Origin of the sequence: Sporocytophaga sp., assembly GCF_017745095.1 — a bacterium.
Taxonomy (GTDB): domain Bacteria; phylum Bacteroidota; class Bacteroidia; order Cytophagales; family Cytophagaceae; genus Sporocytophaga.
This window is the reverse complement of the sequence record NZ_JAGHZZ010000007.1, coordinates 248,726-268,869: the sequence shown is the minus strand read 5'-3', so window position 1 is coordinate 268,869 and position 20,144 is coordinate 248,726. Positions and strand designations below refer to the sequence as shown.

Sequence of the window (20,144 nt, the reverse complement as noted above, 5' to 3'; positions counted from 1 at the left end):
ATTCATCTCTTAAAATGTGTCGGGGTCGAAAGACCCGATACTACAGAAAATGGAAAATTTGATTTTGTAAAAAAAATAAAAAATAGAATATCCCGTTATTTATAATAATTCACATTTAGCTAGTTGATTTTTAGTGTTTTTGATGTTTTTTTGAGGATTGTAATACTCTTTTTTATAATAATTCAGGATTTCTTCAGGTTTTAATGTTAAATTTGAAGATTAAGAAGCCGAACCGCATTGAAAAATGTGTGAATCTTGTTTATGATTAATACAAAGCTTAGAGATCAATTTATTCGGTTTGCTGTAGTTGGAGGCATTTGCACTGCAGTAAGCTATTCCATTTTTATAACTCTGACCGAATTTACTCAGACTCATTATCTGGTAGCCTCTACAGTAGGTTTTTTGGCTGGACTTGTTACCGGTTTTTATATTAATAAAAACTGGACCTTTGCTAAAGAAGACACTAATAAAATTTATTTTTTAAAGTATTTCCTGGTTTACCTGTTTTCTCTGGTCGTGAATCTTTTAATTCTTGAATATCTGGTGGAGAGTTATGAAGTTCCCAAAATGGTAGCTCAGGTAATTGCTACCGGTACTACTGTATTTTCAAACTTTTTTGGTTCAAAAATTCTTGTTTTTAAAGCCTGAGAAATTTAATACTCTATATAAATATTATGCATCAGAATTCTGCATAATATTTATTCAAAAATATTTTTAAGAATATAAAGTCAATAAATCTACCTTATAATTCCCATTTTCTTCATAAGGAATGTAGCATTTTTATTGGTTGCTTTTCCCTGTCTCATTTTGTAATCAAAAGTCACATCATTGTTTTGAATAAGACTTTCAAAACAGAAATTACAGATCTTTTCAGGGTATTTTAACTCAGTATCTCCTAAGGCAAGATCATGCGTTGCGATGATAGATGCGCAATTCAAATCTTTTAGTTCTTCAACCATGGCTATAGATCCAGAAAGCTTATCATCAGAATTGGTGCCTTTAAGCATCTCGTCTATAAGAATCAGAAGCGGTGTGCCATTGCGGGCAATGTCAATGATAAGTTTAAGTCTTTTCAGTTCAGCATGGAAATAGGAAGTCTGATCTTTCAGCGAGTCAGAAGTTCGCATACTTGAATAAATATCAAGTGTTGTTGCTTCTCCGTGAATAGCGCAAACAGGACAGCCAGTCTGGGCCAATAAAGTATTTAATCCCACAGCTCTTAAAAAGGTACTCTTGCCAGCCATATTAGCTCCAGTTACTATCATTAAGTTCTGTGATGAGCCCAGTTCAAAATCATTGGTAATCCTTTTCGATTCAGGAATGAGTGGATGTCCAAGCGATTTGAAATATACTCTTGGTTTACCTTCTGAGATTATAGGGAATATAAATCTTGGATTGTTAAAAGCAAAACCTGCAAGGCTATTCAGAGCGTCAAGGTATTCGCACGTATTTAACCATTGACTTACTTGGTCATGGTGTTCTTTTTTCCACTTTTCCAAAGCATAGATACAATGAAAGTCATAGAGGAAAAATGAGTTCATGATAGGTCCGAACAAGCCATTAAGTCGATAATCAAACCGGCCAGTTAGTTTTTTTAATTTGGAGAAAGCAAGGTGTGCTACCTCTGCATTGATCTTGTATGATTTTAAAGAAGCATTATCAAAATCTTCTTTGCGAATAAGGTCTAAGACCTTTTGATAGCCCGACAGGTAATTATGTTTTTTGCCTATCGTCTGGTGATATGCATTAATCTTCTTTACAGTTATTCCATATATAGCCCAATGAAAAGCAACAATGAGCATAATATAACTCCAGAGACCGTCTACAAAGAGGGAGGAAATTATTAAGACCAGACATATAATAGGAGTTATTATTGAAGCTATTCTTATAAATCCGGTTACAATGTTTGAACTTGTCTGAAGCCAATCCAACAAAGCTTTCTGTGAGCTTTCTTCATTTGTTATTTCACTTCCATGAGCATAAAAGTGTTGTCTGAATTCTATCTTATCTTTTAATACGTTAATAGCTTCCTGTCTTTCTAATATATATTGTTGTTGGTTTAGCGGTTTTAATAGAATCGAAGCCAGTCGGAATGAAGACTCAGGCAAGCATGTTCGGTTGACGGATTGAAAAAATGAAGCATCGCCGAATAAATCCAGATCATAGGAGTAAGGATGAGAAGGATTGATAAATTCAACTCCATTATTAAATGCAGAATGGTCCCCTTCAAGTCCATCTAATTCTCCCTGATTCAGATCTATCAGGGTTGTATAAAACTTCTTTTTTCTTTTAAGATTTAAACTTTTGATTACAAATGCAATAAATACAAAGAGTAAAGCAGCAGAGCCAATCACAGTAAGAGCATTGGCATCTTGAAACATAAAGTAAAGACAAGCCAGAAACGCAATAGCGGAACACAATCGCAAGGTGCCTGTCAGACTTTGATCTTTTTCTATTTTGTTTTTTATTTCATTGAATGCCTTAAGCTGTTTTTCATAAACATCTTTAGGGAAAGTATTCAGTGGGTTTGCCATCTGCAGTATTTGATTCTGTTTAAATGTTAAAAGAATCTTTTATAATCAAAGTTTTGTGTAAATGCTTCTATCTTTGCTTTTGTAAGATAATCCTTAAGATGAATGAACTCTCTTGACATGGTTTGTGGAATATCATTCAGGTTAAACCATTTCAGCTCCTCAAATTCATCAACTATGCCGATTTTATCTTCCAGAATTCCTTTGTAGTGATAGATTTGTATAAAGAAGATATAGTTTTCAGAATTACCTGTCGTATATTGAATTGAAGGAGGATTAATAGTCAATTCCTGATATTTGTTTACTGTATCGGAAATCTGCTTTGTAGGTATTAGTTCTTCTGTTAGTTCTCTTGCTGCAGCCTGGAACAGCGCTTCGCCTGCTTCTACACCGCCACCGGGAATCCACCAGTACTCTTCGCCTTCTTTACTTATCCTTCTTCCAAGCAATACATATGGACTATCTTTTTCAGGGCAGGTGAAGAATAATAATTTGGCTTTTTGTTTCATGGACTATAGTTGCTTTATAACAATTTTATGAAGACTAAATATAAAAATTTACAATGAAGAATTCATTTAAATAAACCTTTAAAAAAATAATGCAGACCTTTATGGGCCTGCATTATTTGAATATCAAGTAGATGTATTATGTTTTAAGCAAATGCTTTTCTGTTTATGTCAAACTGTTCAAGATAGTCTGCAACTCTTCTAACAAACATTCCACCAAGTGACCCGTCGATTACTCTGTGATCATAGGAGTGAGAGAGGAACATCATATGTCTAATACCCAGTGTATCTCCTTGAGGTGTTTCAATCACGGCAGGTTTCTTTATAACAGCACCAAGCGCAAGTATACCCGCCTGAGGCTGCATGATTATAGGGGTTCCCATCATGTTTCCGAAAGAACCTACGTTTGATACAGTATAGGTTCCTCCAGAAAGGTCGTCCGCAGTAAGTTTGTTAGCTCTTGCTCTTCTTGCAAGATCGTTTACCTTTTTAGTAAGACCAATGATGTTAAGCTGATCAGCATTTTTGATTACTGGTACTATCAGGTTCCCGCTAGGAAGGGCCACTGCCATGCCTATATTTATATCTTTCTTAACAATAATTTTATCTCCGTCTACAGAGACATTCACCATTGGGTAATCCTTTAAAGCTTTAACTACAGCTTCTATAAAGATCGGAGTAAATGTAAGTGCAGTATTCTCTTTTTCCATGAAGTCCTGCTTCACCCTGTTTCTCCAGAAGACGATATTGGTAACATCTGCTTCAACAAATGAAGTAACGTGAGGCGCAATTCTTTTAGACTCAACCATTCTGTCCGCAATCATTTTTCTCATGCGGTCCATCTCGATAATTTCATAATTACCACTTAATGACTGAGCTGGCTTTATCTGTTCAAAAGAAGCGGATTCTTTTTTCTGTTCTGTCTTAGCTGGCTCTTTTCCTTGTTGTTTTTCAGAAGTAGCTACTGGTGACGTTTTTCTTTTCTGAATGTAATCCAGGATATCATTTTTGGTAACGCGCTCATCTTTGCCGGTTCCTCTGAGAGATTCCAGTTCGGCCATGGTTACATTTTCCTGGCGAGCAATGTTCATGACAAGTGGAGAATAGAATCTTAATGATTCTCCATTTGAAATGTGCGATTTTGCCTTTATATCATTGTTTACAGCAAGCTCCTGTAAGGGTTTGATTGATATTGTTTCAGTTTGAGCAGATTTTGCTGCTGGAGAGGTACTTTGCTCATCTCCATCAGTAGCTATAATTGCTATCGGTTTTCCGACAGGAATTACATCTCCGTTTTGTGCAAGTATTTCTTTTAAAATACCAGAAGCTGTTGACGGAACTTCTGTATCCACCTTATCCGTCGCTACTTCAAGAACAGATTCATCCTGTTCAATTTTATCTCCCACATTTTTCAACCAACGGAGTATTGTCCCCTCCATGATGCTCTCGCCCATTTTGGGCATCACCATTTCTACTAATGCCATAAAAGCTGTTTACTATTAGCCTGTTAAGTTAAAGTGATCTTAAGTGTTTTCGATTCAAAACCTTCAAATCCGATCAAAGTTAATATTTTTGAAGGTTTTCTCAATTCTTTTCCCGCAAAGTTTCCCTGATCAGGTTGAAAACGGCATAGGTCGTCATTTTCATATTATTTTCACGAATATTCCCTAATTGGAGTTTTTTAGTTTTGGTTTTATCATCAATCCTTACAGCTATCCATATTGTTCCCACCGGTTTTTCGACTGATCCACCTCCCGGACCAGCGATTCCAGTAGTTGCAATTGCTATATCGGTTTTTAAGATTTTCTGTACTCCTTCAACCATTTGTACCACTGTAGCTTCGCTTACAGCACCATATTCTTCAAGCGTTTCTTTTTTTACTCCAAGTACATTGATTTTAACATCATTATTATAAGAAACGATGCTGCCTTTAAAATATTCTGAACTACCCGGTACAGATGTGATAGTAAAAGATACCAATCCACCTGTGCAGCTTTCAGCAGCGCTGATGGTAAGCTTATGTTTAATTAATAATTTCCCCAGTGCCTGCTCATGATTTTCTTCTCCATACCCATAAATATATTCATCAATGAGAGTTTTCAGGTTATCTTTTTCCTTTTCAAGTTGATTGTCTGTTGCACTCTCATTGACCTTGTCTGTGATGGCAGTCAACCTTAGTCGGACTCCCTCCAGGGAAGGTAAATAAGCAAGTTTGATGAAAGAGGGGAGGTTATCTTCCCATGGTTTGATTTTCTCAGCCAAAAATGATTCTCCAATGCCAGAAGTACGGATCATTTTGTGAATGATAACGGGAGGATTGAAATATGAACTGATCCTGAGAATCAACTGCTCTCTTATCATTGCTTTCATCTCATATGGTACTCCGGGCATTGATATGAGAACTTTTCCGTTTCTTTCAAACCACATACCTGGGGCAGTACCATAAAAGTTTCTGATGATAGAACAGCTTGCCGGAAGATATGCTTGTTGCTTGTTTATCTCAGTAAGTTCTCTGCCTCGTCTTTCAAAAAACGCAGTAAGATCTTTTAATGCTTCTTCATGAAGAACAAGTCTAGTATTGAAGTATTGCGTTAAAACAGGCTTGGTAAGATCATCGGAAGTTGGTCCGAGGCCTCCTGTAATAATAATCAGATCTGCTCGAAGCTCAGCTTCCTGAATGGCCTTCACCATTTCACTTCCTTCATCACCTACAGATGTTTTTCTTATAACTTTTATTCCAATGGAAGTAAGCTGTTCACTAATCCATTGAGAATTGGTATCCGTAATTTGTCCATAGAGTATTTCATCCCCTATGGTAAGTATTTCTGCCTGAATGATTTTCATAATAAAAAAACAAAAGCCTCCCACTTTTATAGTGGAAGGCTAAATATCATGAAAATTGTTATAGTATTTACAGCTTATTGAATTTTTTTGTCAAGGTATTATTTCCTGATACAATTTTTAATAAATATACACCAGAAGTAAGGTTAGAGGTATTTATTTCTTTATTGCTAACCTGTGTATCCATATATTCTGTAAATACTTCTTCGCCTAGCATATTTATTATTGAAATGGTGCAAGCACTGTTTAACTGGCTTAGATTCAAAGTTAAATTGTTCTCTACAGGGTTAGGATAAATATTGACTAGTCCTTCATTTGAGACATTTATAGAAGTTGCTACTCTTACAGTTATTATTTTGGTAATTGTGTCATTGCATCCGTATTTATTTTCTGCAATAAGCTTTACATCATGGGCTCCGGGACTATCATAAGTATATGAAGCTAGGGACGCATTAGAGGTATTGCCGTTCCCAAAATCCCAAAGTCTGTTAACCGAATTTGAACTTTGATCTACGAAGTATACTCTGGAATTAATGTCAACTACTGTGTCTGGAATTACAGAAAAGTCAGCCCGACTACTTTCATAGAAGTTTAAAGCTACTTTAGCAAGATTGCTCTCAAACAAGGAATCAACATTGCTTATGAAAATAGTATCGGTCTTGGCAAGATTTCCTATATGATATTCAGAACCTGTATATAATAGATTTGGAGGTCCGGGAGATTTATAGAAATTAAAGGTGTTACCATTAGTTGGGGTTATTGTTATATCAGTCTTTTCACCTTTACAAAACGAATAACTGCTTTGCACAACTGGTAAAGGGCTCTTCTTGATTTCATGATATTTACTTCTTGCAGCTCTAGAGCTCATTTTTAAATCATAAAGATTTTCGGCAGCGATAAAAGCAAAAGCAATAGTTCGGGATTCATCGTTTTTTATATTGTACAAAGAAACCCCGACAACTTGTGATACATCGTATCCTGCCCCACTTGCACCAGCTTGTTTTCGGCCGATACCTTTCGATAAAGTAGTGAATTTCTCCTGACTGGTGAAGCCATCTACTTTATCATTTGGATTTATAGTACCTGCTATATTTCCATTGTCCATTGAAAAGCAGACAGGCTTATCCTTAGTGAGAATTGCAACTCCACCATAAAGGCCATTAAGAAATGTATTGTAGCAATATCCAATACTATCAGCATAGTCATAATCAGCCCTATTGTAGTTATAATCATTAATATCCCAATCCGTAAAGAGCCCAGTGTAAAGTGAATCGATGGTATTGCCCGAAGCATTTTGAATATTATATTCTATTATGACATAACTATCATTTGGAGTATTTTTCCATGCATAAGTTCTTTGCTTAACTTTTACTTTAGTGCCAATTGGACTCATGTCCTGGTATTCAGCGTAGGTTTCTTCATTAGAATGAATTGGCTTAACAAAGGATATTGATTTAGTAGCTTCAAAATCTTCATCAGTATTATATTGGTCGGTTCGAACGCAATCTGATACTGTATTTTTATCAGTTGCTATCATCAAACCTGATTCATATATCATAGATGATCCTTGAAATATCATTCCTTCTCCTCTTTTCATTTCTTTATCACTATGTCCTAATCTTCCATTGCCAGCAACAGTTAAGTTTACACGGTTAGTATCAACAATTCGAAAATCGGGATTGATAAGTATGGTGATATATTGGTAATCTATATAATTTGTTGAAGGGTCTTTAAAGTCAAATCTGAATTTTACCAATGAATTATTTGGAGCATCTTTATCTATTATTAAAGAAAATACATCGTCATTTTTTTCAATTGTTTGGAGTGTATTAATTGCTCCGATATTAATTTTATCATCCTTTATTTGTACAAAAGATGCATCACAAGACATCGTTACTTCTAGGTTAGCCGACGATGGTTGCAGATAATTCTTAAATTGAATGGAGAGATTAGCAGTATCGCCACCATAAGTGTAAGCTCCGAATAACCCTTTGTAGGTATAATTGGCAATCCTGATTGCAGGAGAAATAGAATCAGTCAAGGCTCTGAACATATTTAATCTTCCTTTTCCCATTTTACCTCGGAAAGCAAGGTTTTCAGGGAATGTATCCATTACATCTGCTGTTACCCTTATAAGTTCGGCAGCTTGTATGGCCGAAAGATTAGGAAATTTGGATCTCACCAAAGCTGCAGCTCCTGCAACAATGGGAGTTGAAAAGGAACTTCCTCCATCTCTGAGATATAGGTTATCTCCGCTATTGGAAGCTATGGTAATATTAATCCCCTGTGCGATAATATCTACATTGGTGCTATAGGTAAGTTTTCTTGTTTCAATAAGTTTTCCTGCAGACGGTGAGTATATAGTATCACAGGATGCAACACTTAATACATTGTCATATGATGCTGGATAAAAATCCTGTTCTTTACCGCTATTTCCAGCTGCAGCCAGAACTAATACATCTTTTTCTAATGCAGCATAGTTAATAATATCTTGAGTTGCTTGAGAGTATTCTCCAGTACCTCCCCATGAAAGGTTTGCTACTTTGCAACCTTGTCTGGCAGCGTATACCAGGCCTTGATATCCGTATGCTATGGCTCCTCCTGCATTTGAGGGAGAGGCTTTTATCGGTAAGAATTTGCATTTAAATCCAGTACCAATTCCACCTTTACCATTATCGCCTGTTGCAGAAGATAGGGATGATACTTCGGTTCCATGGGGTGAACCATTCGCCGTGGGATCATTATCGCCATCCCCAAGATCCCATCCCATAAAGTTGTCTATGTAACCATCTTGGTCGTTGTCTATATTATCAATAGGATCGTTCCAATTGCGTTTTATATTATCTTTAAGATCTTCATGCGTTGGTCTAACTCCGGTGTCAATAATACCGATTACTGTGTTGGTATCACCTTTGTGTATATCCCACGCTTCATATGCTTTAATACGGGAAAGATAAAATTGGCTGGTATCGTTTTGAGTGGTATAGGGTTGAGCTTTCGGGTCATTTGGAATATAAAGCAATTCTTCCACAAATACTGGCTCAGCATACTCAACATAGCCTGTTTTCATTAATAATTCTATGATTTCTTCGATGGTAGAATTCGAAGAATATTTTATAGTGTGAAGTCTTTCTATTCCCGAACAGAACTTCCTTTTATGTGCTGGCTGGATATCAAGATTGGTGAACATAGGTTTCACCTCCTCGATTTGGGCTTGCTTGAGTAATTTTTTTAACTCAGGCTGTAAATTAAGTTTACCTGACTTTACTGAATCATATACACCAGGCTTTAACTTAATATTGATTGTGTTTTGTAAAATTTTCCGGCCTCGTTTGTTGGTAGTGATGCCTGTGTTTTCCTTCTTACTTTGGGCATTTGTCTGAATAAAGAATAAACAGAGTAAAATAAAAAGTAGATAATTCTTATACATAAGAGGTGATTTTTATCTAATTAAAACGAACGGGGTAATTCCCGGGTATATTTTTATTTTGAATTCCTTATAAAATTGTTGTATCTAAAATACAATTTTAAATTCAAATAATTAAATTTTTAATAGGGAGTTGGGTATTTTCAATATGTATATTCTTTGAAATGATCGAAAGTAAATAATTTTTAATTTATATAAAGCTTTGTTGATTTAAAATTTTGATTATCAGTGTATTTTAAGAAGGCATTGTAGACGGGGATTAAATTGCTTCAAACCATATGGCTAATTTCAGGTTACTCAAAAAAAAGATTTTTTCACAGAGTCAAAAAGAATTTATGGGGAAAAGGCATACCTACGAAATGGGCATTATAGGCAATTGTGCGTTTATGGCTCATATTGATAAAACTGCAAATATTGTCTGGATGTGCTGGCCGCAGTTTGACAGTAGTTTTATTTTTGGTTCACTTTTGGATAAAGATAAAGGAGGCAGATTTTCAATCCTTCCGCACGAGGAAAATTTTGTATCGAGCCAAAAGTATATAGAAAACACTAACGTCCTTGTGACTGATTTTGAATGTTCAGAAGGTAGGTTTAGGGTAACTGATTTTGCCCCGAGATTTTATCAGTATGAAAGAAATTTTAAACCTTTAATGTTGGTGCGTAAAATAGAACCATTATCTGGTTCTCCAAGAGTGAAGGTGTCATGCCGTCCTGTAGGTGAATATGGAGAGTTGGTTCCTGAAGCTTATCAGGGAAGCAGCCATATCAGGTTTATGGGATTGTCCCAACAAATCAGATTAACCACTAATATTGCTCTTAATTTTATAGCTGATGAAAGTTCATTTGTTTTGAATGAAGCTAAATATATAATTCTTACATACGGTATACCTCTTGAAGCTCCATTGGAGGAAACTGCTGAAGATTTTCTTTGGAAGACTGTAAAATACTGGCAAAACTGGGTAAAGAGTACCAGTATCGGAATTTTTTATCAGGAGCAAATCATCAGATCTGCTTTATGTCTGAAGATTCACCAGTTTGAAGATACTGGTGCTATTATTGCTGCAGGAACCACCAGCTTGCCGGAATATCCCGGAACAACACGTAACTGGGATTATCGCTATTGCTGGTTAAGAGATACTTATTATATTCTGAACGCTTTCCATAACGTTGGTCACTTTGAAGAGCTGGAAAGATATTTTCACTATATAGAAAATATAACCATCAATGAGACCGACAGATATCAACCCCTTTATTCAATTACGGGTAGAAAAGCATTGATCGAAAAGGAACTGCCTTTACATGGATATGGTGAAAATAATAAACCTGTAAGGGTAGGGAATGATGCTTATACCCATATTCAGAATGATGTATATGGTCAGGTGCTTGTGGCTTTATTGCCACTTTATGTAGATACAAGATTCTCAGAGGGAGGAAGATATTATTCTCAACGACTAATTAATCATACATTGAGAAAAATAGAAGATACCATGTATGAACCGGATGCAGGTCTTTGGGAGTTCAGGCATATTGCCCAGCAGCATTGTTATACATTTTTATTCCATTGGGCAGGAGCCTGTTCGGCTCTTAAAATCGGAAAATATTTCAAAAATGAAGAGATTATAAGAAAGGCAACCATCCTTAAAGAACTTTCCATAAAGCAGATAGAAGCTTGTTATGATCCTGAGAGGGAAGTTTATACTCAGGCTGTCGGAGGAAAGAATCTGGATGCATCCTGTCTTCAATTAATCACGATGAGATACCTGGATCCTAATTCTGATAGGGCTAGAAAACATTTGATAGCACTAGAGGAAGGACTTAAGACAGACGAAGGATTATTCTTCAGATATAAACATGAAGATGATTTTGGAATACCGGAGTCTACCTTTTTAATTTGTGCATATTGGTATGTTGAAGCCTTGGCAATGGTTGGGCGTACCGAAGATGCTATCAGAGAATTTGAAAAGCTTTTGAGATTTCAAAATCATCTTGGTTTGCTAAGTGAAGATGTGGAAGCCAGTTCAGGAAGCCAGTGGGGGAATTTCCCTCAGGCATACAGCCATGTTGGACAGCTGAACGCAGCATTTAAAATTGCGAAGAAACTGGATTTGCCTACGTTCCTTTAAGAAGCATAAAGCTGAAAGCTTAAGGCTGAAAGTATTATCAAAAACGAAAAAGAGGCTTATGCCTCTTTTTTTATATACTTTAAGCTTTCAACTTTACACTTTAAGCTTTATTACTTAAAACTTTACGCCTTATCTGGTGTCCTTCCTCAGCAAGCGTAATAAGCAAACTTCTCATTTCTGTGCAATAGTCTGGGCCACATTCATGAAGGTTATACCTTGCGGAAGTAGGAGTATTTCCTATCTTTAATGTATAAGCAGAATCAGGCATAGCATTGAAGGTGTCCTCATCTGTCCAGTCATCTCCGGCTGCAAGGATAAAGTTGAAAGATTCATTCAGCCATCTTAACGCAGCTTTACCTTTATTGATACCAGCATTTTTAACTTCTACTACCTTATTGCCTTCCAGTACTTTGATATTCATGTTCGTAGTAATGAATTGTAAGTGGCTCACAAGTTCTCTGGATCTTAATTCTCCTAATGCAGGATCGGATTTCCTATAATGCCATACCAGGGAATAACCTTTAGTTTCAATAAAGGAGCCAGGAGTTCTGGCTACGAACATTTCTAATATAGGAGAAATTTCAGACTTCCATTCATCCGTCAAATAATCAATCATACTCCAGAAAGGACGACCTTCTCTGAGCCATACTCCATGTTCAGCAATCAGGTCTATGCTTAATTTTCCAAACCAGTCATCAAGAGTATCTCTATCTCTTCCACTTATGATTACTATTTTATTTTTTGGATCGGAAGAAAGATCTTCAAGTATCCCATACAATTCTTTATCGGGCCTTGCTTGTTTAGGATTTTGTTTAAACGGAACAAGTGTACCATCATAGTCAAGAAAAAGTATTCTTTTCTCGGCCTTCTTATAATCCTCAATCAGTTCAAGTTTTGATTGATTGCTTAATTGTTTTACAGACATTTCGTATTGTTTTTCTTTTACCACATCCAGACTTCTCATAAAAAGCTGCACCCAGTTATGAATGTCGTACCTTTTCACAACTGACTGCAGCTCATCCATTCTTCTTATTTGTTCCTCTTCAGACATTGTCAATGCTTTGTATATTGCATCTGCCATTTCAGGAAGATTGTTCGGATTAATAATTAAAGCATCGGAAAGCTCTTTTGCCGCTCCGGCCATTTCACTTAATATCAGTACCCCGGTCTGGTCAATCTTGCTAGCAATATATTCCTTGCAAACAAGGTTCATTCCATCTCTGAGAGGGGTTACCAATGCAATGTCAGATAATCTGTACATGGCTGATAGGGAAGTGAATGGGAAAGATCTATAGAAATATCTTATCGGTGTCCAGTCTATTTTTCCATGCTTTCCATTAATCCTTCCGACCAGTTCATCTATTTCAACCTTAAGTTGTTTATAGAGTTCTACCTGATCACGGCTTGGTACAACTATCATGAGTAATGTTACCTGACCTTTATATTCAGGATAATTTTCCAGAAAGAGATCGAATGCCAGAAGCCTGTCAGGAATACCTTTTGAATAATCCAGTCTGTCAATAGAAACAATAGTTTTGGTGTCTCCAAGAAATTCATCATAAGAAGCGATTTCCTTAGTAGTGTTTTCTGATCTGGCAGCCTTATCAAATTTTTCATAGTCAATGCCCATCGGAAAAGAATCTACCATACATATTCTTTCCTCTACTCTCAGTTCTCCCATTTTATTGTCAATTCCCACAAGCCTGCTCACAGAACTTAAGAAATGCCGAACATCATCGTATGTATGAAAACCAATTAGGTCAGACCCCAACATGCCTTCGAGAAGCTCTTTTCTCCATGGTAGGTTTCTGAAGATCTCAAATGATGGAAATGGTATATGCTGAAAAAAGCCAATGGTAGCATCGGGCAATTTTTCTCTTATCATATTAGGCAAAAGCAAAAGCTGATAATCATGAATCCAGATAATGTCACCATTGTTTGCATATTTTAATGTTTCTTCACAGAATATCTGATTCACAAGTTTGTATGTTTCCCAATAACCTTCGTCAAATGAAGTATAGGAAGGGAAATAATGAAACAATGGCCATAAGGTCGTATTACTGAAGCCTTCGTAAAATTTTTCAATCTCTTCCTTAGTCAGAAAGACCGGAGCCATGTTTTCATTCTTCAGATTGTATGCTATTTCTTCCTTTTCATTGTCATTGGTAACGTATAAGCCTGGCCAACCTAACCAAACATTATCACCTGATTTATATATTGATCCTAGCCCTGTTGCAAGTCCCCCTGCGCTTGGAGTATATGATAACCCATCTTCCTTCTTCTGTATACTTACCGGAAGCCGGTTGGATATTATTATGGTCTTTCCCATCGCTCTTAAAAAATTAAATCCTCAGTTTATTATTCTTTATTTGTTTCCATCACACCTCTGTATATTATTAACCTTTATCTGCTCACTTAGTTAAGTATTGCCTTTTTCTTAAAAATTGAATTCCTGTTTTTTAAGATTTATTGTTTATTTTTAGCAAAATCTAAATCGATGAAAAGGTCTGTTTTTGTCTTTATATGCCATGTTTTTATAGGTTTTTCATTAGTCTTCAGTCAGGAAACTTCTGAAAATCTGCTTACCAACAGCAGTTTTGAAAATCAAACAAAAGGCTGGAATATGTGGGGAGGAGAGGTTATTAATGAGGGGAAATTCGGTAATTACTCTTTGAAAGTTCATTTGGATAGTCCTAAGTGGAGTGGAGCAGACCAGACTATATTAATTTCTGAAGGAGCCACAACCGCTCTAATCTCTGGATGGATGAAGACAGAAAATGTAGTAAAAGGAAAAGAATCCTGGGAAATGGCCAGAATTTCAGTAGAGTTTCTTGATGAAAATGGAGCTATGACAGGAGGCTATCCTCCTGTAACAGGTCAGGCAGAAGGATCTACGAAGTGGACTCATTATCAGCAAAGTTATAATATTCCTACAGGAGCAAAAAAGGTTAAAGTGCAGGCTGTACTGGGGAATTGTACTGGTACTGCTTACTTTGATGATATTCAGGTGAGTCTTAAAGGTAGATCTGGTGAAGCACTGAAAAAAGAAAATCTTAGTGGTCCCACAGATGAAGGGGAGTGGTATGATCTAAAACCTGCGACCTCCAAGGCTGGCCATTATGCAGATTGGTCCTCTTTATTGGACGCTCCAGCTGGAAAGCATGGTTTTATAAAAGCATACAACGGCAAACTTACATTTTCTGATGGAACGACTGCCCGTTTCTGGGGCGTGAATCTAGTGGCTGGTTCCTGCTTTCCAGAAAGAGAAACGGCAGACTCTCTTGCTATGAGACTATCCAAGATGGGATGTAATCTTGTTAGACTTCATCATATGGATGCTCCCTGGGCGGTTCCCAATATTTTTGGAAATGTTGGCAATAGCAAGCAACTTTCAAAAGAAAGTCTCAACAAACTAGATTACTTGATCTACGCATTGAAAAAGAAAGGTATTTATATATTTCTGGATCTACTTGTCCATAGAGATTTTACGGAAGAGGATGGAATAACTGATCGTCTTCCTGATCTGGGAGGAAAGCAGGTTGCTTACTTCGATCCGAAAGTTATAGAACTGCAGAAAGAATATATCAGACAACTCTTGACTCACAAGAATGCTTATACAAAGCTTTTGTATAGCGAAGAACCTGCCATCATTGCTTCAGAATTTATTAATGAATCCTCAGTCTTCGTCCATTTTGGAGGAGATATTCTGACCCCACATTATAGAAAAGGACTTCAGCAGCAATTTCTAGATAAAGGAAATCAGGGTAAGCTATCTGTTTTTGAACTTGATTACAGCACAAATATTTCACCGGTACTTAAGGAAAAAGAAAAAGGAAATACAGAGGCCAGTTTGCGTTTTCTTTCTTCCGTAGAAAAAGATTATTACAATGGAATGTACCGGCTGATGAGGTCTTTGGGTGTAAAATATTTGTTAGCAGGAAGTAATTTTCCCACACCAATATTGGCGTATTCGAAGGATAATCAAGGGATGGATCTGATCATAACTAATGACTATTGGGATCATCCTCAGTTGTGGAAAATTAACAACAACTGGAATAGGATATTATATGCGCCCGTTAATAATACTCCATTGTTGAAAAATCCTGATAAAGGCTCCATTGCTGCAATTACCAAATATAAATGGTATAACAAACCAACTATAGTAACAGAGTTTAATGCATGTTATCCTAATGAATATACACTGGATGCACTTCCTTATATTTCTGCTTACGGAAGCTTGCAGGGGCTTGACGGTATTATTCAGTTTGATTTTGATGCTACGCCTGTAGGAAAGGACCGAATCACTCCTTTTACACTTTCCAAAATGCCTGAGCATTTATCGCAATGGGTAGTAGCGGCACCTGTTTTCTTGAGAAGTGATGTTAAAACTGCTCCTGGAATTGTAATTGATGCAGTAAATGAAAAGTTAATTTATGATCTACCTTCTTATTCGGACTTTATAGATAAAAATTACCATCTTCCTTATATCACAAGGGTAGCAAAGTCAGATAGCGCAGTCAAGGGAAATGATCCTTCAAAATATATTGGGTTTTATGATAAGGCCAATAAAATAATCACTAGTGAAACCAAAGAACTTGTTCTGGATTACCAGAAAGGAATTCTTAAAGTTAATACTCCTAGAGCGCAGGGAGTTGTAGGAAAGTTAAGTGGAGAAACATTTGACTTACCAATGCTGAAGGTGAAAATGAAGAATAAATGGGCGAGTGTAATGCTTGTATCCAGAGATACTTTACCGCTTTCAGAATCAGAAAATTTTTATCTTGTAGTTACAACAACCTGTAAAATGAAAGGTCAGAAATTTAACGAAACCAGAACTGCACTTGAAGAGCCTGGTAACGCTCCTGTCTTGGCTCAAGTGGCAGATGGCGAAGTTATTTTTAAAGGACTGAAGAATTTGAAGATAACTCCTTTGGGACCTGATGGAGAAAAAATGAAACAATTGCCTTTAACTTTATCGGGAGAAGACAGTTCTCTTGATTTAAAGAAGGCAAGAACTTTTGTTTTTGAAATTAAAGTAAAGAGAAACTAACTTTTTACAAAAGATCAGATGAATCAGAAGAAAATTAAGAACGTACTGGATAGTTTTCAGGAAGGAGTAATAGAAGAGATGAGCTTTTCAGGTTCAGACCTGAATATTAAACTGGAATGCAAATTTTTGGCTCAGGAAGTTAATAGCACTTTTCAATATTTTTACTGTGTTCTGAAATCCTGTACTGGATTGCATCTGAGATACTGGGATGATGAGGATAAAATCGTTGACGATCCGGCATATCTGAGTAATCTTCTATTGGAACTACTTGGCCTGGAACCAGTAAATGAAACTGATTTAAAAGTGTATGTTAACTGCACTGCACTTGGCTTTGGTGGAAATTTATACTTTTCAGCATCAGACATCATTGTTTTTGATGAAGATTTCAGACAAATGGATCCGGAAGAATTGTTATTTCTTTCGGACAGATATTGGACCAGTCTAATGGATATTGAATAGGATAGTTAGGGATGCTGGTCAAGTAACCTAAATTGAAGGCTTATGAATAGAATATTTTTAATAGTACTGCAGTTTTTTATTATTACATTTTTTTCATGCAAGGGTACTCAAAAGACGACCAGCGCACATGTTGAATGCAAGCAATTGACTTATGATATTCATCTGGGAGAAATAAATGGAGTGAAGCCTAATTTATCTCAGAATGACATAAAAGAATGGTTTCCCTGTTATACATCTGTTGTTGCTGATGGCAGCAACCACTCATGCGGAGGAGCAGTATTTTACGAGGGGTTAGGTTTTACTTATTACACCTTTTGGGATTTTGTCGAGGTGAATAAAGCATTTAAAGGAGAAGTAGCAGGAAAAATATTTGATAAAAACCGAAAGGAAATTCGTGAACTATTAGGAAACCCTGCCGACACAAAATATAAAAATGAACGCCCTGAAATAGATTTTTATCCCTCAACATATGGCTGTATTCGAATAGAGTATTCCAATAACCGTGTGGTTAAGGTTGCTTCTCACTATTATCAGTGCGATCAGATTGAGCTTTGCGACTAAAATTTAAAGTTGAAAGCTTAAAGTGAAAAGTTGAAAATATCTTATTGATATGAATTTTCATTATATACCCCTGAATGATAGTTTTTAAACTTAACACTCACAATTTATTATTTTAAAAGCTTGATCCGAATCAAGTCATGGCTTAAGGTGGGACAGGATATATGCCAAGCATTGCGTCTCTTACGAACTTATTTAAAGTTTCTACATATTGCTTTCTGTCCTCCGCTTCAAACTTTTCGCATTCAACTTTCAACTTTCAACTTAATACTTATAACTTTGAAAAGGGAACTTAATTCCCGTATTTCAGATTGATCAAAGGTATTTTATAGTCCCCGTTTTATGTCCAAAGAAAAGGCAAAATCCACAAGAGGAAAAAAAGAACAAATAGAGCAGCATAGACTTCACCTTAGGAATATCACATTAGATGATTTTGAACAGATTAAGGAAATAATGGAGTTGGTATATTCCAACGCAGGCGGAGCCTGGACTAAAACTGAGCTTAAGTCGATGCTGAAACACTTTCCTGAAGGTCAGATAGGAATTGAAGATAACGGAAAGCTTGTTGCAGCTGCATTCAGTCTAATAGTAGATTATGCAAAATATGGTGATAATCATACTTATAAGCAAATTACTGGCAATGGAATGCTCACTACACATGATCCGGATGGTGATACTCTTTATGGGATAGATGTCTTTGTTCATCCCGAATATCAGGGGTTAAGGTTGGGGAGAAGACTTTATGATGCAAGAAAAGAGCTATGTGAAAAATTGAATCTCCGTGCAATCATTGCGGGAGGAAGAATTCCGGGATATAAGAAAATTTCTAAAAAACTGAGTCCTAAGGAATATATAGATAAGGTGAAAAATAAAGAAATTGTTGACCCTATTCTGACATTCCAGATGGCCAATGATTTTCACGTTCGTAAAGTAATGGTTAATTACTTGCCGGATGATATTGATTCAAAATCCTACGCTACATTATTGGAGTGGATCAATGTGTATTACGAACCTACAGATAATAAACTTTTTGGTGGACAAAAATCAATTGTAAGGGTAGGAGTAGTACAGTGGATGATGCGTCCGTTAAAGGATTTTAATGACCTGATGCAGAATATGGAGTTCTTCGTTGATACCGTATCAGGGTATAAAGCTGATTTTGTAATATTTCCGGAGTTTTTCAATGCTCCATTGATGGCTCAGGCGAATAAAGACAGTGCGGCAGATGCGGTAAGGGTGCTTGCAGGTTACACTGAAGAGATAAGGGATAAACTCGTAAGTTTTGCGCTTTCCTATAATATAAACATTATTGCTGGTAGTATGCCTCTTCTTGAGGAGGACGGTTTATATAATGTTTCTTATCTGTGTAAAAGAGACGGGACCTGGGATGTGCAATATAAGCTGCATGTCACTCCTGATGAAGCTAGTTATTGGGGGATGAAAGGTGGAAATGAATTAAAAGTATTCGAGACAGATGCGGGTAAAGTTGGTATTTTGATTTGTTATGATGTTGAGTTTCCGGAGCTTTCAAGAATATTGGCAGAAGAAGGTATTAATATCCTTTTTGTTCCATTCTGGACAGATACCAAAAATTCTTTCTTGAGAGTGAGTCGCTGTGCTCAAGCAAGGGCAATAGAAAATGAATGTTATGTTGCTATTTCAGGAAGTGTTGGTAACCTTCCCGGTGTGGAAAATATGGATATTCAATATGCGCAATCAGCTGTATTTTCCCCCTCGGATTTCTCATTTCCGCATGATGCCATTATAGCAGAAGCGACAACAAATTCTGAAACAACGCTAGTTGTCGATTTGGATACTGACCTTTTAAAAAAGATCAGAACTTCAGGAACTGTTCGGAATTTGCAAAACCGAAGGAGCGATTTGTACAAGGTCTCCTGGTTAAAAAAATAATTTTTGAAAAAAAAGCCTAAAAAAGTAACTCACTGAGTTACTTTTTTTTATTTTTACTCGTATAGGAAAAAGTAAAATTATTCTTCGAAAGTTTTTATTTTAGTTTCCCGAACAAAATCATGGATTTATAGTCATTTTCTATAAGTTGTTTTTTTACATGGTAGCCTTAGGGGGTACTTTTTGGCAGAATAATATTGAAAATTCATTAACCTTTAAAAACACAATAAAGCTATGTTCTCACTATTCGAGTCAAAAAAAGATAAGAAATTTAAACAGCACCTGAGAAACCTGGTATTTCTCGCCAAAGTAGACGGAAAGTTGAATGAAGTAGAAAGAGATTTGATTTTTAGAATAGGACTTAAATACGGATTAAAAGATTATTTTATTGCAGAGCTTATTGAAGAAATTCCGGATTTTGATTTCCGTCTTCCTGCAAGCGATTACGAAAGATTTGATCAGATTTATGATCTCGTGCAGTTAATGGTCAGCGACGGAATTGTTGATGATCATGAACTGGATTTTTGTGTAGATATGGCCGAAAGACTAGGCTTCAGAAAAGCAGTTGTTGGAGTACTGGTAAGAAAAATTTCACAGGGAGTAAGCAATGGTCAGAATAAAGACCTGATAAGAAAAGAAGCGGAAGCTTTTTTAACTAATTAAGCGTTCTAGTTTGGCATATAAATTTATAAAAAAGAGGCTGATTTTATAAATCAGCCTCTTTTTTATAATAATGAGGAA

General features: G+C 36.3%; 13 protein-coding genes. 7 read left to right on the top strand and 6 right to left on the bottom strand.

All coding sequences use genetic code 11. The features are described from left to right. The first annotated feature begins 261 nt into the window (after positions 1-261). Positions 262-648, top strand: coding sequence for a GtrA family protein (locus tag J7604_RS12885; protein ID WP_293896655.1), 387 nt, complete (start codon positions 262-264; stop codon positions 646-648). A gap of 89 nt (positions 649-737) precedes the next feature. Here J7604_RS12885 and J7604_RS12880 read toward each other — a convergent pair whose 3' ends face one another. The 5 genes from J7604_RS12880 to J7604_RS12860 all read right to left on the bottom strand — a co-directional run bounded on the left by J7604_RS12880 (position 738) and on the right by J7604_RS12860 (position 9,308). Next, entirely contained in the window at positions 738-2,534 is a 1,797-nt protein-coding gene (locus tag J7604_RS12880) for a hypothetical protein (RefSeq protein WP_293896652.1), read from the bottom strand. 26 nt (positions 2,535-2,560) lie between these two features. After that, positions 2,561-3,040 (bottom strand): NUDIX hydrolase, encoded by a 480-nt coding sequence (locus tag J7604_RS12875; protein WP_293896649.1) that lies wholly within the window; start codon positions 3,038-3,040, stop codon positions 2,561-2,563. A 143-nt stretch (positions 3,041-3,183) separates the two neighbouring features. Further along, a complete protein-coding gene (locus J7604_RS12870; RefSeq protein ID WP_293896646.1) occupies positions 3,184-4,521 on the bottom strand; it encodes a dihydrolipoamide acetyltransferase family protein in 1,338 nt (445 codons plus the stop codon). Positions 4,522-4,621: 100 nt separating this feature from the next. After that, positions 4,622-5,881 (bottom strand): competence/damage-inducible protein A, encoded by a 1,260-nt coding sequence (locus J7604_RS12865; protein ID WP_293896643.1) that lies wholly within the window; start codon positions 5,879-5,881, stop codon positions 4,622-4,624. Between the two features lie 67 nt (positions 5,882-5,948). Next, the gene (locus tag J7604_RS12860; RefSeq protein WP_293896640.1) at positions 5,949-9,308 is read right to left on the bottom strand and encodes a S8 family serine peptidase; all 3,360 of its coding nucleotides are present in this window, start codon (positions 9,306-9,308) and stop codon (positions 5,949-5,951) included. 332 nt (positions 9,309-9,640) lie between these two features. On the opposite strand from J7604_RS12860, the gene J7604_RS12855 reads away from it, so the two are divergent. Next, positions 9,641-11,428 carry a glycoside hydrolase family 15 protein gene (locus J7604_RS12855; RefSeq protein ID WP_293896637.1) on the top strand — a complete coding sequence of 596 codons (1,788 nt, stop codon included), beginning with the start codon at positions 9,641-9,643 and terminating at the stop codon, positions 11,426-11,428. A 100-nt stretch (positions 11,429-11,528) separates the two neighbouring features. Here the strand turns inward: J7604_RS12855 and J7604_RS12850 are convergent, their stop codons facing one another. Next, complete coding sequence (locus tag J7604_RS12850) at positions 11,529-13,757, bottom strand: bifunctional alpha,alpha-trehalose-phosphate synthase (UDP-forming)/trehalose-phosphatase (protein ID WP_293896634.1); 2,229 nt, start codon at positions 13,755-13,757, stop codon at positions 11,529-11,531. 168 nt (positions 13,758-13,925) lie between these two features. Here J7604_RS12850 and J7604_RS12845 point away from each other — a divergent pair, with 168 nt between their 5' ends. From J7604_RS12845 to J7604_RS12825, 5 genes are all read left to right on the top strand, one after another. Next, positions 13,926-16,478, top strand: a complete 2,553-nt coding sequence (locus J7604_RS12845) for a carbohydrate binding domain-containing protein (RefSeq protein ID WP_293896631.1) — start codon at positions 13,926-13,928, stop codon at positions 16,476-16,478. 18 nt (positions 16,479-16,496) lie between these two features. Then, positions 16,497-16,937, top strand: a complete 441-nt coding sequence (locus J7604_RS12840; RefSeq protein WP_293896628.1) for a hypothetical protein — start codon at positions 16,497-16,499, stop codon at positions 16,935-16,937. A gap of 42 nt (positions 16,938-16,979) precedes the next feature. After that, on the top strand, positions 16,980-17,498 hold the full coding sequence (locus J7604_RS12835; RefSeq protein ID WP_293896625.1) for a hypothetical protein: 519 nt from the start codon (positions 16,980-16,982) through the stop codon (positions 17,496-17,498). 339 nt (positions 17,499-17,837) lie between these two features. Next, positions 17,838-19,406, top strand: a complete 1,569-nt coding sequence (locus J7604_RS12830) for a bifunctional GNAT family N-acetyltransferase/carbon-nitrogen hydrolase family protein (RefSeq protein WP_293896622.1) — start codon at positions 17,838-17,840, stop codon at positions 19,404-19,406. Positions 19,407-19,637: 231 nt separating this feature from the next. Next, the gene (locus J7604_RS12825; protein WP_293896619.1) at positions 19,638-20,066 is read left to right on the top strand and encodes a TerB family tellurite resistance protein; all 429 of its coding nucleotides are present in this window, start codon (positions 19,638-19,640) and stop codon (positions 20,064-20,066) included. Positions 20,067-20,144: the final 78 nt, after the last annotated feature.

Coding starts and splice junctions, on each gene's coding strand:
- J7604_RS12885 (WP_293896655.1), top strand. CDS start 262: ATGATTAATACAAAGCTTAGAGATCAATTTATTCGGTTTGCTGTAGTT.
- J7604_RS12880 (WP_293896652.1), bottom strand. CDS start 2,534: ATGGCAAACCCACTGAATACTTTCCCTAAAGATGTTTATGAAAAACAG.
- J7604_RS12875 (WP_293896649.1), bottom strand. CDS start 3,040: ATGAAACAAAAAGCCAAATTATTATTCTTCACCTGCCCTGAAAAAGAT.
- J7604_RS12870 (WP_293896646.1), bottom strand. CDS start 4,521: ATGGCATTAGTAGAAATGGTGATGCCCAAAATGGGCGAGAGCATCATG.
- J7604_RS12865 (WP_293896643.1), bottom strand. CDS start 5,881: ATGAAAATCATTCAGGCAGAAATACTTACCATAGGGGATGAAATACTC.
- J7604_RS12860 (WP_293896640.1), bottom strand. CDS start 9,308: ATGTATAAGAATTATCTACTTTTTATTTTACTCTGTTTATTCTTTATT.
- J7604_RS12855 (WP_293896637.1), top strand. CDS start 9,641: ATGGGGAAAAGGCATACCTACGAAATGGGCATTATAGGCAATTGTGCG.
- J7604_RS12850 (WP_293896634.1), bottom strand. CDS start 13,757: ATGGGAAAGACCATAATAATATCCAACCGGCTTCCGGTAAGTATACAG.
- J7604_RS12845 (WP_293896631.1), top strand. CDS start 13,926: ATGAAAAGGTCTGTTTTTGTCTTTATATGCCATGTTTTTATAGGTTTT.
- J7604_RS12840 (WP_293896628.1), top strand. CDS start 16,497: ATGAATCAGAAGAAAATTAAGAACGTACTGGATAGTTTTCAGGAAGGA.
- J7604_RS12835 (WP_293896625.1), top strand. CDS start 16,980: ATGAATAGAATATTTTTAATAGTACTGCAGTTTTTTATTATTACATTT.
- J7604_RS12830 (WP_293896622.1), top strand. CDS start 17,838: ATGTCCAAAGAAAAGGCAAAATCCACAAGAGGAAAAAAAGAACAAATA.
- J7604_RS12825 (WP_293896619.1), top strand. CDS start 19,638: ATGTTCTCACTATTCGAGTCAAAAAAAGATAAGAAATTTAAACAGCAC.